Origin of the sequence: Dyella lipolytica (genome assembly GCF_030160075.1) — a bacterium.
Taxonomy (GTDB): domain Bacteria; phylum Pseudomonadota; class Gammaproteobacteria; order Xanthomonadales; family Rhodanobacteraceae; genus Dyella_B; species Dyella_B lipolytica.
Window position 1 is genome coordinate 201,592 of the sequence record NZ_BSNQ01000003.1, and the last position, 14,601, is coordinate 216,192.

Annotated in this window: 15 protein-coding genes; 10 read left to right on the forward strand and 5 right to left on the reverse strand. The window is 61.5% G+C overall.

Annotation, left to right across the window (positions count from 1 at the left end; all coding sequences use genetic code 11):
• Nucleotides 1-25: 25 nt before the first annotated feature.
• Both mutL and QQL64_RS02420 read left to right on the forward strand, forming a co-directional pair.
• The gene (gene mutL, locus QQL64_RS02415) at nt 26-1,846 is read left to right on the forward strand and encodes a DNA mismatch repair endonuclease MutL (RefSeq protein WP_284395608.1); all 1,821 of its coding nucleotides are present in this window, start codon (nt 26-28) and stop codon (nt 1,844-1,846) included.
• Nucleotides 1,847-1,914: 68 nt separating this feature from the next.
• Nucleotides 1,915-2,835 (forward strand): DUF1684 domain-containing protein, encoded by a 921-nt coding sequence (locus QQL64_RS02420; protein WP_284395610.1) that lies wholly within the window; start codon nt 1,915-1,917, stop codon nt 2,833-2,835.
• A 50-nt stretch (nt 2,836-2,885) separates the two neighbouring features.
• Here QQL64_RS02420 and QQL64_RS02425 read toward each other — a convergent pair whose 3' ends face one another.
• Nucleotides 2,886-3,668: an enoyl-CoA hydratase/isomerase family protein gene (locus QQL64_RS02425; protein WP_284395611.1), complete on the reverse strand. Its 783-nt coding sequence runs from the start codon at nt 3,666-3,668 to the stop codon at nt 2,886-2,888.
• Between the two features lie 172 nt (nt 3,669-3,840).
• Between QQL64_RS02425 and bamJ the strand changes: the two genes are divergently transcribed.
• Genes bamJ through QQL64_RS02445 form a run of 4 tightly spaced genes read left to right on the forward strand, consistent with a single transcriptional unit; the run spans nt 3,841 to nt 6,261 of the window.
• Nucleotides 3,841-4,587, forward strand: a complete 747-nt coding sequence (bamJ, locus tag QQL64_RS02430; RefSeq protein WP_284395612.1) for a BamJ family beta-barrel-assembly machinery protein — start codon at nt 3,841-3,843, stop codon at nt 4,585-4,587.
• Nucleotides 4,588-4,613: 26 nt separating this feature from the next.
• A complete protein-coding gene (locus tag QQL64_RS18230; protein ID WP_284395613.1) occupies nt 4,614-4,805 on the forward strand; it encodes a DUF1289 domain-containing protein in 192 nt (63 codons plus the stop codon).
• The gene (locus QQL64_RS02440; RefSeq protein WP_284395614.1) at nt 4,805-5,401 is read left to right on the forward strand and encodes a CoA pyrophosphatase; all 597 of its coding nucleotides are present in this window, start codon (nt 4,805-4,807) and stop codon (nt 5,399-5,401) included. Before QQL64_RS18230 ends, QQL64_RS02440 begins: the two co-directional genes overlap by 1 nt.
• Entirely contained in the window at nt 5,398-6,261 is an 864-nt protein-coding gene (locus QQL64_RS02445) for a sulfurtransferase (protein ID WP_284395616.1), read from the forward strand. Before QQL64_RS02440 ends, QQL64_RS02445 begins: the two co-directional genes overlap by 4 nt.
• A gap of 17 nt (nt 6,262-6,278) precedes the next feature.
• On the opposite strand, the gene QQL64_RS02450 is transcribed toward QQL64_RS02445, so the two are convergent.
• From QQL64_RS02450 to uvrA, 4 genes are read right to left on the reverse strand one after another with little or no spacing between them, the layout of a single operon-like run.
• Nucleotides 6,279-7,034: an enoyl-CoA hydratase/isomerase family protein gene (locus QQL64_RS02450; RefSeq protein WP_284395618.1), complete on the reverse strand. Its 756-nt coding sequence runs from the start codon at nt 7,032-7,034 to the stop codon at nt 6,279-6,281.
• Between the two features lie 20 nt (nt 7,035-7,054).
• Nucleotides 7,055-8,515, reverse strand: a complete 1,461-nt coding sequence (locus tag QQL64_RS02455; RefSeq protein WP_284395619.1) for a DUF4139 domain-containing protein — start codon at nt 8,513-8,515, stop codon at nt 7,055-7,057.
• Between the two features lie 56 nt (nt 8,516-8,571).
• Nucleotides 8,572-9,006 (reverse strand): acyl-CoA thioesterase, encoded by a 435-nt coding sequence (locus QQL64_RS02460; protein WP_284395620.1) that lies wholly within the window; start codon nt 9,004-9,006, stop codon nt 8,572-8,574.
• The gene (uvrA, locus tag QQL64_RS02465) at nt 9,003-11,894 is read right to left on the reverse strand and encodes an excinuclease ABC subunit UvrA (protein ID WP_284395621.1); all 2,892 of its coding nucleotides are present in this window, start codon (nt 11,892-11,894) and stop codon (nt 9,003-9,005) included. The genes QQL64_RS02460 and uvrA overlap by 4 nt, the downstream gene beginning before the upstream one ends.
• A 187-nt stretch (nt 11,895-12,081) precedes the next feature.
• Here uvrA and QQL64_RS02470 point away from each other — a divergent pair, with 187 nt between their 5' ends.
• The 4 genes from QQL64_RS02470 (at nt 12,082) to cgtA (ending at nt 14,529) form a co-directional block, all read left to right on the forward strand.
• On the forward strand, nt 12,082-12,603 hold the full coding sequence (locus QQL64_RS02470; RefSeq protein WP_284395623.1) for a DUF2059 domain-containing protein: 522 nt from the start codon (nt 12,082-12,084) through the stop codon (nt 12,601-12,603).
• Nucleotides 12,604-12,749: 146 nt separating this feature from the next.
• A complete protein-coding gene (gene rplU / locus QQL64_RS02475; RefSeq protein WP_284395625.1) occupies nt 12,750-13,064 on the forward strand; it encodes a 50S ribosomal protein L21 in 315 nt (104 codons plus the stop codon).
• Between the two features lie 20 nt (nt 13,065-13,084).
• Entirely contained in the window at nt 13,085-13,342 is a 258-nt protein-coding gene (gene rpmA / locus QQL64_RS02480; RefSeq protein WP_284395627.1) for a 50S ribosomal protein L27, read from the forward strand.
• A gap of 110 nt (nt 13,343-13,452) precedes the next feature.
• Entirely contained in the window at nt 13,453-14,529 is a 1,077-nt protein-coding gene (cgtA, locus tag QQL64_RS02485; RefSeq protein WP_284395629.1) for an Obg family GTPase CgtA, read from the forward strand.
• Nucleotides 14,530-14,601: the final 72 nt, after the last annotated feature.

The following is a 14,601-nucleotide window of genomic DNA, read 5'->3' on the forward strand; positions in this document are numbered from 1 at the left end:
GGGCAAGCGCTGTTAAGCTTGCCTTATGTCCCGGATCCGCCCGCTTCCCCCCGAACTCATCAACCAGATTGCTGCCGGCGAAGTGATCGAACGGCCGTCGTCGGTCGTCAAGGAGTTGGTCGAAAACAGCATTGACGCTGGTGCTACGCGCATCGAAGTCGATATCGAACTCGGCGGAGCGCGGCTGATCCGCGTGCGTGACGATGGCGATGGCATTGCGGCCGACGATTTGCCGCTGGCAGTCGCCTCGCACGCAACCAGCAAGATCGGCAGCTTCGACGATCTAGAGCACGTGGCGAGCATGGGCTTCCGCGGCGAAGCGCTCGCGTCGATGTCGTCGGTGGCGCGGTTTGCCATTACATCGCGCCTGAAGGGATTGGATAGCGCGTTCCGCATCGAGGTCGATAGCGGCCGCATGCAGGCCGCGCGGCCCGCGCAGCATCCGCAAGGTACCAGTGTGGAAGTGCGTGATCTCTTCTACAACGTTCCGGCGCGGCGCAAATTCCTCCGCGCCGAACGTACCGAGTTTGCGCATATCGACGACCTGCTCAAATCGCTCGCGCTCGCACGCAGCGGCGTCGAATTTCGTTTGAGCCACAACGGCAAATCCGTGCGCGTGTGGAAAGCAGCGCGCGACGAGCAGGCGATGCTGACGCGTGTGGCGGAAGTGCTGGGTGACGAGTTTCCTCAGCAAAGCCTGCGTATCGATCACGCCACGGCCGGCATGCGTCTGTCGGGTTGGGTCGGTTTGCCGACCGCATCGCGTTCGCAGGCGGATGCGCAATATTTCTACGTCAACGGTCGTTTGGTGCGCGACCGAGTGGTCTCGCACGCGGTGCGTCAGGCCTACGCCGATGTGCTGTTCCATGGCCGATATCCGGCGTTCGTGCTCTATCTGGATCTGGATCCCGCCGGTGTGGACGTCAACGTACATCCGGCCAAGCATGAAGTGCGCTTTCGCGAGCAACGGCTGGTCCACGATTTCCTGTTTCGCACATTGCACGAAGCACTGGCGGAAACACGCGCCGGGCAGAGCGTGCAACCGGAGAGCACAGCATGGGCGGCCGCTCCCGGCGTAGCGTCGCCCGCTGCGCACGCGATAGGCGGGCAGACGACAGGCTGGCAAAGCGGGTTCGCCCAAAGCCGTTTGCATCTCGGCGTACGTGAGGAACCGTTGGCCGGATACGCCGCCTTAATGGGCGAAGTCGCCAGCAACCACACCGATCTGCTGCCGCACACATCATCGGTCAATGATGGCGATGCGCCACCGCTGGGTTATGCCATCGCACAGCTGAAGACGATTTATATTCTGGCCGAGAATACACACGGCCTCGTACTAGTCGACATGCACGCTGCGCACGAGCGCATCACTTACGAAAAGCTCAAGTCGGCACGGGTTTGCAGCAATCTTCGTTCACAAATCCTGCTCGTGCCGCTGTCGGTAGCGGTCAGCGCGAAAGAGGCCGCCGCCGCCGAGGAACACGGCGAGGCATTGGCCGAGTGGGGGTTGGAACTTTCGCGCAGCGGTCCATCTGCTGTGGTGGTACGGCGCATTCCGGCCCTGCTCGAAGGCGCGGATGTCGCCGAACTTACGCGGAACGTCCTGGGCGAACTGGCGCAGCACGGCAGTTCGCGTCAATTGCAGGAACTGGAAAACGAACTGCTGTCCACCATGGCTTGCCACGGTTCGGTGCGCGCTGGAAGGCGCCTCACGCTGCCGGAAATGAATGCGTTGCTGCGCGAGATGGAAGCGACTGAGCGTTCCGGTCAATGCAACCACGGCCGCCCGACCTGGGTGCAAATCAATATGAACGAACTGGATAAGCTATTTCTGCGTGGTCGTTAAGCGGCGCTTGTGTCGCTTTCGAATAGACGTCCATACTGGGCCTCCTTGCATCGAGCGGAGCGGACCCCATGTGGCGCAATGTCCTGGCCGGACTGATTCTGAGTACTGGAGTAGCCCTCGTGCATGCTGATACCCCCAAACAAGCCACGTCATCCGACGCCTACCAGCAAAGCATCGAGCAGTGGCGTGCTGAGCGCGTCGCACGGTTGACTGCGCCCGACGGCTGGCTGAGTTTGATCGGACTGGAATGGTTGCAGGAAGGTTCCAATAAAATCGGCACAGCCTCGGATAACAACGTCGTGTTGCAGGCCGGGCCTGCGCATTTGGGCGTCGTAACTCTCGACAAAGCAGGGCAGCTGCATATCACGCTCGCCGATGGAAGTGGAGCGACAGTCGACGGCAAGCCGGCACACGAAGCGGTGCTGATCGACGATGTACATGTCACCGGCGATGCGGCGCCAACCACCGTTGCCTTCGGCACGGCCAATTTCTATGTGATCGACCGCGAGGGCCGCAAGGGCTTGCGCGTGAAGGACACAACCGCCACCACCCGGCAGCATTTTCTCGGCATCGACTATTTTCCGATCGATCCATCCTGGCACATCGTTGCCGACTGGGTACCGTTCAACCCACCGCACGATCTGCAGATGGGCACGGTGATTGGCACGATCGATACAGTGAAAGTGCCAGGCAAGGCGGTGTTCGTGCGTGACGGACACACCTACGAACTCTTGCCGTATCAGGAAGAACCGGGCGGTGAACTGTTCTTCGTGCTTGCTGATCGCACGTCGGGCCATGAAACCTATGGCGCGGCGCGATTCCTATACGCCGCGCTGCCAGTGAACGGTAAAGTCGTGCTGGATTTCAACAAGGCCTATAACCCGCCTTGCGCGTTCACTTCGTTCGCGACCTGTCCTTTGGCACCGCCGGAAAATCGACTGGATCTGCGTATCACCGCGGGCGAGAAGAAGTATCGCGGCGATCATTGACGAGCACATCGGAACGGGCGAGCTGAAAGAGTAGCCCGCCCATGGGATGTTCATTTCCCTTTGAAGACGGCTTTGCGCTTCTCCAGGAATGCGCTAGTACCTTCCTGCATGTCCTCCGTTGCAAACGCTAAAGCAAACGCCTGCGTCTCAAATTCCAGGCCTTGATCAATGGACATCTCGCCGCCCTGCAGCACGGCGTCAAGAATGCCGGCAGCGGCCAGCGGAGCAGCATGGGCCAGCTGATCGGCGAGCGTGTTGACCGTTTCGTCCAGTGCCTCCGGTGCCACGACACGATTGATCGCACCCAGTTCGTAAGCACGCTGTGCCGTGATCAGGCTGCCGGTTAGGCAAAGCTCCAGTGCCGCGCTACGGCCGGCCAAGCGCAGCAAACGCTGAGTGCCGCCGAAACCAGGGACGAGACCGAGATTGATCTCGGGTTGGCCGAACTTGGCTTTTTCGCTGGCGATGCGCAGATGGCAGGCCATGGCCAGCTCCATGCCGCCGCCCAATGCAAACCCTTGAATGCGCGCGATCACGGGTTTTCCGAGCCGCTCGATGGTGCTCATCAGCCGCTGCCCGGTGCGCGAGAAGTTTTGCGCCTGGACCGAGGTGTAGCCGTGCATTTCGCTGATATCCGCCCCGGCCACGAAGGCTTTTTCGCCTGCACCGGCCAGTACCACCGCGCGAACGGCGTCGTCCTGTGCAGCCTGAGTGAAAGCCAGCGTCAGCTCGTTCAAAGTGTCGCGATTCAGCGCGTTGAGCTTGTCCGGCCGGTTGACGGTGATCGTACGTACAGCATCGCGATTGCCGATTTCAAGGTTGCGGTACGCCATGGCGGACTCCGTATTGAACATAAAGCACCGATTTTAGCAGTGGGAACCTTTGCTGCCCCAGGTGTTCTCAAACAGACTCTTACGACACGTCGAATGGTCGGCAGCTGCGCGAAACGGTCAGACCGCTTAGGATGGCGGCTTTCGCCGTATGCTTGCCGCCATGGAGAAACGAATGGCACAACTGCGTTGGCTGGTCCCAGGATTGATGCTGCTTGCCGTGTTCGCGGCACAGGCACAGGGACCGACTGCACCCAGTCCGCCGCAACCGCCGCCGGCCAAACTGGATAAGCACAAGCTTTCCTACGCGATCGGCTATCGCATCGGCACCCAGTTCTCCGAAGGCGATTTCCCGGTGGACATGGCCGTGCTGCAACGGGCGATCGAGGACGCCTACGCCAAGCGCCCGCCCGCCGTACCTAAGGAAGAGATGGTCGATCAACTGGTCAGTCTGGGCGAGCGCATGCACGAGCAGGCGATGGCCGAGTACAACCGCATCGCCGTCGACAATGCACGCAAGAGCGCCGAGTACCTGACGCACAACGCTACGCTGCCAGGTGTGGTGCAACTACCCTCGGGTATCCAGTATTCGGTGCTCAAGAAGGGCGACGGTACTGCCAGTCCAGGTATCGACAGCCTGGTGACGGTGAACTACCGCGGCATGCTGATCGACGGCACTGAGTTCGACAGCACCTGGGCGCACGGTGCACCGGTGAGCTTCACCGTGGACAAGGTCATCCGCGGCTGGCAATACGTGATTCCGCGTATGCACGTCGGCGATCGCTGGAAAGTGGTGATTCCGCCCCAGCTGGCCTACGGCGAGCACGGGGCGTTGCCGCGGATCGGTCCGAATCAGGCACTGGTGTTCGATATTGAGCTGCTGGACATCAAACCGCCGAATCCGCAGGCCGCCGGCCCCTGACCTACCTGCGTTATCATGGTAGGTGCATGTCGAACGATTCCCAGCTTCCCCTTCAAGCTATTTTGAGCCCGTGCGTCGGCATTTGCCGACTCGATCCGCACGGCTATTGTCTTGGCTGTTATCGCACGGGCGATGAAATCGCCCGCTGGCGCAGCATGAGTGAGACCGAGCGCTCCCATTTCATGGATGTGGTGCTTCCCGCACGCGAGTCCGCGTGATGGCGATGGAGGCCTTGCAGCGCGCACTGCGTCCGTTGTCGCAGCCGCCGACGGCGCCGGGCTGGAACCACATGCAGATGACCGAGCTGCTTGGCGACACCCCGCGACTTCCCGCCGCAGTGCTGATCGGTTTGCGCGATGACGCGCAGCCGCGCATGGTGTTTACGGTGCGCACCGATCATCTGAGCTCGCATGCGGGGCAGGTTTCTTTCCCGGGCGGTCGCACGGATCCTGCAGATGGCAATGCGCTAACCACGGCGCTGCGCGAGAGCGAAGAAGAGATCGGCCTGGATCGATCGCTGGTCACGCCGCTGGGCTATCTGGATTGTTTCGAAACCGTCAGTGGCTTTTGCATTACCCCAGTGGTCGCGCGTATCGCATCCGAGGCACGTTTTCATCCGGCACCCAACGAAGTGGCCGAAGTGTTCGAAGTGCCGCTGGCTTTCTTCCTTGAACCGGGCAACCTGAAGCGTTATGTCATGGAATACCGTGGCCATCAACGCGAAATGGTGGAATTCGAGCATGACGGTCATCGCATCTGGGGCGCCACGGCCGCGATGCTGCAGAACCTGTTGCAGAGGATGGAGCGCTCATGAAAACCACGCTGATTTCCGCCGCCGAGTTGGCCGCACTGTCGCCGGATGACGTGCTGATTGTCGACTGTCGCCATGACCTCTCCGACGCAGGCAAGGGCGAGCGCGATTACCTTGCAGAACATATTCCCGGAGCTGTCTTCGCCAGCCTCGATCACGACTTGTCGGATCTCAGTCGCATACATCTCGGTCTGGGACGGCATCCGTTGCCTTCGGAAGAGGCTTTTTCGGCGGCACTCGGCAAGTGGGGCTGGCGTCCCGGGCTGCAAGTGGTTTGCTACGACGCAGGCAATGGCGCGCTGGCTGCGGCGAGATTGTGGTGGCTGTTGCGATTGACCGGAGTGCGCGAGGTCGCTGTACTCGACGGCGGTTATGCAGCATGGAAAGCGGCGGCCCAGCCTGTGTCGCAAGAAGCGCCGCAGCGCAAAGCGACGCAGGTGACGTTGCACTACGACGCTAGCCAGGTTCTGCTCGATCACGCTGCCGCCGGTAACCTGCAACACGAATTGCTGCTCGACGCCCGCGCGACGCCGCGCTATCGCGGCGAGGTGGAGCCGCTCGATCGCGCCGCCGGCCATGTGCCGGGTGCAGCGAATCGTCCGTTTTCCGAAAACCTGCAAGCCGATGGCCGATTCAAACCTGCCGCTGTTTTGCGGCAGGAGTTTGTGGCCGTGATCGGCGAGTACGCACCCAACCAAGTCGTTCATATGTGCGGGTCGGGCGTTACCGCATGTCATAACTTGTTGGCGATGGAGCACGCCGGACTCGCCGGTTCGCGTCTTTATGCGCCATCGTGGAGCGGTTGGGTCAGCGATCCGTCGCGCCCGGTAGAAACGAGCGCCGGGGTAACCGGCGACTCGTGATCGCGGCGCGAACCGCTTCAGTCTTTCTTCTTGAGGCGCGCGACTAACTGTTGCAACGTAGCCTGCGTCTGCGGATGAAAAAACGCATCGACAAAGGTATCGATCGGCAACGCATCGACATCGGCGTATGCATCGATCAGATCCGCACGCGCGATCAGGCGAGTTTCCAGCATGGCGTGTGCAGGCAGCGCCAGCACTTCGCCCAGCCAGTGCAGCGCGCGCGTAGTGACCTGCTCGACGGTAGTGAGCTCGTCCACGAAACCGCATGCCAGGGCTTGTTCTGCATCGATCAGCGCACCGGAAACCAGCAGACGTTCCGCGCGATACGCACCCACCACACGGCGCAGCGCCATTTGGATGCAGTCCGGCGCAATCAGTCCCACCTGCACTTCATTCAAACCAATGCGATAGGCCCCTTGCGCCATGATGCGGTAATCGCAGAACAGCGAAAGCACGGCGCCGCCAGCGGGGCTGTGACCCGTGATCGCGGCCACTACCGGCACCGTCGAATGCGCCAGCGCGGCGCAGGTCAGAAAGAATTCGCGCCAGTATTCACGCACGCCGGCGCGGTCGCGAGTGAGCAAGGCCGGCACATCCACACCGGCGGAAAACATGCCCTGCGTGCCCGACAGTACGATGCCGCGCGCTCCGTCCTTTACGGCGTCCGTGAGGGCGGCTTGCAATGCGCGCAGTAACTCCAGGTTGAGCGCATTGACCGGTGGCCGCGCCAGCTGGACTTCGGTGATGGCGTCGTGCTTGACGAGATTGAGCATGGCGGGTTCCATAAAGTAGGTCAGGATTGTGGTTGGTCGTCGGCCGTCCAGGTGTAATGCACGCCGTAGTCGAGCACGGCCTTGCCGTTGGCAGGTACGTCGATCCGAAACTCGAGCGTATCTGTCGTTTGGTGGCTGGGTTTTGCGCTCGACGAGGTTACCGTCCATTGCCGCCAGCGATTCGGATGTTCGCGTACCGTCACCGTGCGCGCGGTGTCGCCGGCATTGGTCAGTGTGATGCGGAAAGCCTCGTCCATGGTGCGGCCAGCTTTGTCCACATGAAAACTGGTGCGTTCGCGGCTGCCGCGCAGGTCGAACGCGGTACCCAGCGTGATGGTGGCGTCGCTGCCTTTGGGTGTGTCGTTGATACGGCCTTCACCGATGAATTGCGGTACGCCGTTGCGGTCTATGGTCAGCACGCGCAGATAGCCGGCGGGCAGGCTGTCGAACGCAGTCATGCGAAGTGTGCTGGTGATGGAACTATTGCCATCCGAATTGAAATCGGTATTGAGCATCGGTTGCGGCGGTAGCCAGTTGCCACCGTTTTCGTAAAGTGCGGTGCGTTCGCAGCCAAGCGTATGGGTAGCGTAGAGAGGCACCTGGCTAATGCTGCCGTCGGGCAGGTCGACCGGCGCGGGTAGGGCGTAGCTGCGATAGTCCGCAAGCGACGATTGCACGGGCGTCGCCTCCGCGGCAGCGGGTGCGGCCATGGCGCGCATCATCATGGGGCGCGGCCCAGTGGATTTGGCGAAATTCGGTTCTCCCGCGATCAAATTGACTTTGGCGTCGCGCCAATCGCGGCCGCTGCGGTTGGCAATGCTGGCGCGCGACTCGAACTGCATGCTGCACGCATTACCGGGCTGCAGCGTAGCCACGTAAGCTGCGCGCCAGCCGATACCTGAGGTGGGATAACTCAATACGGCGTCGGTGGCGCCCGCACGCGCTGCATCGACACGCAAACGCAAACTGGATCCGGTGGGAAAATGACCGCTCTCGGTGCTCACCGCCGCGTAGTTGCGGATAAGTGTGGTTCCGCCGTTGCCGCCGCGTACAACCAAGCCATCATCGCCAGCGCGCAGCAAGGTACCGCTGGCCAAAGGCTGGCCGTTTTCGCCAAGGACGTTGATGGTGCTGTCAGTCAGGCCGGTTAGTGCCGCATTGGCGCCTTGGCCGAGCAGCAGTCGCTGTGAAATGACTTTGGCCTCCCCACCAGGGAATCCTAGCGCCATGGCCTCGGCATCGAGATTGTTCGGCAAGTCGCCGAGTACCACGTCATGCACGCCTGCCTGCAAAGTGACACTGCGCTGTTCGCGCACGACGGCATAGCCCTCATTGTCCGCGCCGTTGCCGTTGCTCGCATAGAGCCCCGGACTATCACTGCGATACAGCGTTATCGACGCGTTGTCGGCAGCCTCGACTTGCGATGCGCTGCAAAAAACGGCGCAGGCGAGGGCTAAGGCGGTTCGGTGCTGAATCGTCATGGGGCGCTCCATCGTCGGGGATTCGCCGCCATCATAACGAGCGCAGGTGAACGCCGTTAGGCTGCCTCTCCGGCGTCACGAACGGCTTGCGGCAACGGCACCGATTTACCGGTGGCGGGGTCCATCCAGACCAGCACGACGTGCCCGTCGCAATACAGCAGTTCGCTGTCCGCGGCATCGACGATGCGGTGGGCGATGGTTATGGAGCTATTGCCCAGCCGCGCGCAGAACAGCTCGACATGTAATTGCGAGGGCCACGCGATCGGTCGACGATAGTTGAGTTCGCTCGCCGCCATCACGGGCATGGCCTGCTCGGTAAACCACGGGCCTGGTATCTGCTGCAGCCATTGCAAACGCGATTCTTCGAGGAACGTGAGGTAGTTCGAGTTATTGACGTGGTTGAACGCGTCGAGATCGCGCCAGCGCACGCTGATCGAAGCGGTATAAAGCGACACGGCGTCGCGCTGAGAATCTGTGGAAACGATGGTCATGAAGCCACTTTACGCTTGGGTTTGATCTTGCCGTTGTCGGCTTTCGGGCGTGCGGCTTTCGCGGGTTTCAGATGCGGCGCGAGAAAGTGACCGGTGTGCGAGCCAGGCGTAGCGGCGACTGTTTCGGGTGTGCCGGTCACTAGAATGCGGCCGCCGCCTGAACCACCTTCCGGACCGAGATCGACGATCCAATCGGCCGTCTTGATCACATCGAGATTATGTTCGATCACCACGACGGTGTTGCCCTGCTCGACCAGCTGATGCAGTACGTCCAGCAACTGTTCGATGTCGTGGAAGTGCAGGCCGGTGGTCGGCTCGTCGAGGATGTACAGCGTGCGTCCGGTGTCGCGCTTGGACAATTCCTTGGAAAGCTTCACGCGCTGCGCTTCGCCACCGGACAGCGTGGTCGCGCTCTGGCCGAGCTTGATGTAATCGAGACCTACCGCACGCAACGTATCGAGCTTGCGCGCGATGGTCGGCACGTTCTCGAACAGCTTGGATGCGTCTTCCACCGTCATGCCGAGCACATCGGCGATGGTGTGACCCTTGTAGAGAATTTCCAGCGTCTCGCGGTTGTAGCGCTTGGCCTGGCAGACGTCGCAAGGCACGTACACGTCCGGCAGAAAGTGCATCTCCACCTTGATCATGCCGTCACCTTCGCAGGCCTCGCATCGACCACCGCGTACATTGAAGCTGAAGCGGCCCGGCGTGTAGCCGCGCGAGCGCGCTTCCGGCACCTGTGCGAACAGTTCACGCAGCGGTGTAAACAGGCCGGTGTATGTGGCGGGATTCGAACGCGGCGTGCGTCCGATCGGCGATTGGTCGATATCGACGACCTTGTCGAACAGATCCAGACCTTCGATCGATTTGTACGGTGCCGGCTGTGTGCTGGAGCCATTCAATTCGGCGGCGGCCAGCGAGAACAGCGTGTCGTTGATCAAGGTGGATTTGCCCGATCCCGATACACCGGTTACGCAGGTAAATAGCCCAGCCGGTATGGCCAGATCCACATGCTTGAGGTTGTTGCCGCTGGCGCCTTTCAGATGCAGCCACGAATCCTTGTCGAGTTGCTCGCGGCGCTCCGTAGGAACCTTGATCTCGCGTTTGCCGGACAAGTATTGACCGGTGAGCGAGCGCGAAGAGGAAAGGACGTCTTTCAATGTGCCCTGCGCAACGATCTCGCCACCATGCACGCCCGCGCCGGGACCGATGTCCAGGATATGGTCGGCAGCGCGGATCGCATCTTCGTCGTGCTCGACCACGATCACGGTGTTGCCCAGGTCACGCAGGCGGGTGAGCGTACCAAGCAAGCGTTCGTTGTCGCGTTGATGCAAGCCAATCGAAGGTTCGTCCAGCACGTACATCACGCCGACCAGGCCGGCGCCGATTTGCGAGGCCAGGCGAATACGCTGCGCTTCGCCACCGGACAAGCTATCGGCTTGGCGGTCGAGCGTGAGGTAATTCAAGCCCACATCGTTGAGGAAGCTCAGCCGTTCGCGGATTTCCTTGACGATCTTCACCGCAATGTCGCCACGCCAGCCGGAAAGCTTTAACGTGTCGAAGAAGGCGAGCGCATCGTCGATGGCACGTACCGTGAGTACGGGCAAGGCTTGATCGGCCACGAACACGTTACGCGCCGAACGGTTCAAGCGCTGGCCGCGGCAATCAGGGCAGGGATGATCGCTGATGTATTTCGCCAGTTCTTCGCGTACGGCTGGCGATTCGGTTTCTTTGTAGCGTCGTTCCAAATTCGGCAAGATGCCTTCGAAGGCATGCTCGCGCGTAACCTTGCCACCGCGTTCGGTGAGATAGCGAAAAGCGATCTTCTCTTTGCCGCTGCCGTACAACACGGCTTGTTGCACGGCATTCGGCAACTTCTGCCACGGCGTATCGACATCGAAGCCGTAATGGTTGGCCAGCGAGAGGATCAGCTGGAAGTAGTGCGCATTGCGCCGATCCCATCCGCGCACGGCACCGCCCGCCAGGGATAGTTCCGGATGGCCGACTACGCGATCGGGCGAGAACACCTGGGTGACGCCTAAGCCGTCGCAGCCGGGACAGGCACCCACCGGCGAGTTGAAGGAGAACAGGCGCGGTTCCAGTTCCGGTAGCGAGTAATCGCAGACGGGGCAGGAATAGCGCGAGGAAAATAATTGTTCGTTCGCTTTCGGGTCGTCCATATCGACGACGATCACCAAGCCGTCGCCCAGGCGGAGCGCGGTCTCGAACGACTCGGCCAAGCGCTGCTTGATGTCATCGCGCGGGCGGAAGCGATCGATCACCGCCTCGATGGTGTGTTTCTGGCGCAGCGTAAGTGGTGGCACTGCATCGAGATCGTAAACCGCGCCATCGACACGAGCCCGCACGAAGCCTTGCGCGCGCAGCTGCTCGAACACCTGCACATGCTCGCCCTTGCGCTCGCGGATCACCGGCGCCAACAGCATGAAGCGCTTTTCCGGATCCAGCGCCAGCGTGCTGTCGACCATCTGGCTGACCGTCTGCGCTTCCAGCGGAATACCGTGGTCGGGGCAGCGCGGCGTGCCGACGCGCGCATAGAGCAGGCGCAGGTAGTCGTAGACCTCGGTGATCGTGCCCACGGTCGAGCGCGGGTTGTGCGAGGTGGATTTCTGTTCGATCGAGATCGCCGGCGACAAACCCTCGATGTGGTCGACGTCCGGCTTCTCCATCATCGACAGGAATTGCCGTGCATACGCCGACAGCGATTCGACGTAGCGGCGCTGCCCCTCGGCGTAAATCGTGTCGAACGCCAGCGAGGATTTGCCTGAACCTGACAAGCCGGTGATCACGATCAGCCGGTCGCGTGGCAGGTCCAGGTCGATGTTCTTCAGATTGTGCGTGCGTGCGCCGCGGATGCGTATGGTGTCCATGACGCTTTGATATTTGGGGAATCATTCACTATAGCAAGCCGACGCGGGAAGTCTGTGGTGTGCCCGCAAAAACCTGCTGACAACGTGGTGTCAGCAGCCGCGTTAACAGCCTATCTAGGCAGCGGCGAGCGGGACGAATATGCTCGGTTGCTATTTCCCGATTCCCGGCGAATGCGGAGGGTGCGACATGACGGTTGGCAAGTGGGCGGTATGCGTAGGGGTGTGCGTGGCGCTGGCGACCGGTTCCGCCTTCGCGGCCCAGCCGAGCGAGGCGCAGGTGCGGGAACTGATGCAAGTAATGAATGTGCCTGGCCAGTTCGCCGTCATGAATAACCAGATGGCAGCCATGATGAGCCAGCAGCTGCCCTGCGTGCCGGCCAGCTACTGGCAGACCTACATCGACAAGAACGGCGTGGACCAGCTCACCAAGGCCATGATTCCGGCCTATCAGCACCATTTCACCGCCGACGAAGTCGACGGGCTGATCAAGTTCTACCGCTCCCCCCTGGGCCAGAGGCTGGTCACCGAGATGCCGGCGACCATGGCCGAAGCCGCCCAGAGCGGCCAGCAGTGGGGGCGCCAGCGCACCACGGACATGTTCTCGGCGCTGCAGAAAGAGGGCAAGCTGGACTCCCAGGGCCGTTGCCCGGGCACCGGTTCAGACGGTGGCGGTGCCGCGACGCCTCCCGGGGGCGGTTCCGGCCAGTAAACGGGTCATAGGGCGGCCATTCGGCGGACCGCGGGCGGGCTGGTCACTTGTTGACCAGCAAACTGCTCGATCGTTATAATCCCCAGTTCGCTGCGCCGGAATCGGTGGCAGCGAACCCAAGAGAATAACGACAGAAGGGCTTTCCCATGAGTTATGCAGTCATCAAAACCGGTGGCAAGCAGTACCGCGTGCAGCAGGGCGATGTCCTGCGCGTGGAGCTGCTGAACGCCGAAGAAGGCGCCAGCGTGAAGTTCGACGAGGTGCTGCTGGTCGGCGCCGGTGAGTCGATCACCGTTGGTGCACCGACCGTGGCCGGTGCCACTGTGAGCGCCACCGTGCGCAAGCATGGCCGCGCCGATAAGGTCCGCATCATCAAGTTCCGCCGCCGCAAGCACCACAAGAAGCAGCAGGGACATCGTCAGCATTTCACCGAAGTCGAGATCACGGGCATCAACGCCTGATTCAGCCGGAGTAGACAGTCATGGCACATAAAAAAGGCGTAGGTTCATCCCGCAACGGTCGCGATTCGAACCCGAAATACCTGGGTGTGAAGATCTACGGTGGCCAGGCCATCGAGGCCGGCAACATCATCGTGCGTCAGCGCGGCACCAAGTTCCATGCCGGTACGGGCGTGGGTCTGGGCCGTGACCACACCCTGTTCGCGCTGGTCGACGGTACCGTCGAGTTCAAGACCCGCGGCGAGAACAACCGCAAGTTCGTCAACGTCATCAAGGGTTGATCCCTTCCTGATGGTGTAGCGCAGGGCCCCGCCTTGGCGGGGCCTTTGCTTTTTTCCGGTATGGCAAGATCGCTTATCCGCCACGATCCCCTCACTCTGGCTCTAACCCCATGAAATTCGTCGACGAAGCGATCATCAAAGTCCAGGCCGGGGACGGTGGCAACGGCTGTATCAGTTTCCGCCGCGAGAAATTCATTCCCTTCGGCGGTCCTGATGGCGGCGACGGCGGTAGCGGGGGCTCGGTCTGGCTTATTGCCGACGAAGGCCTCAATACGCTGATCGATTTTCGTCACCAGCGCAATTTCAAAGCCCAGCGCGGCCAGAACGGCATGGGCAGCGATATGTATGGCAAGGGCGGCGAAGACACCACCATTCGCGTACCGATCGGCACCGTGGTCACCAACGTCGATACCGATGAAGCCATCGGCGACCTCACGGTACACGGCCAGCGCCTTTTGGTAGCGCAGGGCGGCAAAGGCGGTTTGGGGAATATCCACTTCAAGAGTTCGGTGAACCGTGCGCCGCGCAAGTCCACGCCCGGCACACCCGGCGACGTGCGCGAGCTGAAGCTTGAATTGAAATTGCTGGCCGATGTGGGCCTGCTCGGCTTTCCCAACGCAGGCAAGTCCACCTTTATCCGGGCCGTTTCCGCTGCGACTCCGCGTGTGGCCGACTATCCGTTCACCACGCTGCATCCGAATCTGGGCGTGGTAAGTCTGGGTACCGATCAAAGCTTCGTGATCGCCGATATCCCGGGCCTGATCGAAGGCGCGGCAGAAGGCGCGGGTCTGGGTATCCAATTCCTGCGCCACCTGACGCGCACGCGCCTGTTGCTGCATCTGGTGGACGTCGCGCCGATCGACGGCTCCGATGTCGTCGAGCAGGTGCATGCGATCGAGCACGAGTTAGAGAAGTTCAACCCCGAACTTCTGCAGCGTCCGCGCTGGTTGGTGTTGAACAAGGCCGACGTGCTGCCCGAGGATGAACGTCAGGCGATTGCCGAAGACATCGTCACGCGTCTCGGTTGGACGCAGCCCTGGTTTCTGGTTTCCGCGATCGCGCGCGAAAACACTCTCTCGGTATGCCAGCAAGTGCAGCGCTTCTTCGAATCGCAGCGGCAGGCGCGCGAGGAAGGCAGCGACATGTTGCCGGGCGATGTACGTCTGCGCGGCGACGATCAGGCGTAGGTCGACAAGCAGGGTCGCGTGAGCGCGGCCCATCGTTCATCATTGTGGCTTCGCGGCCGAGGGCCGCCGTTC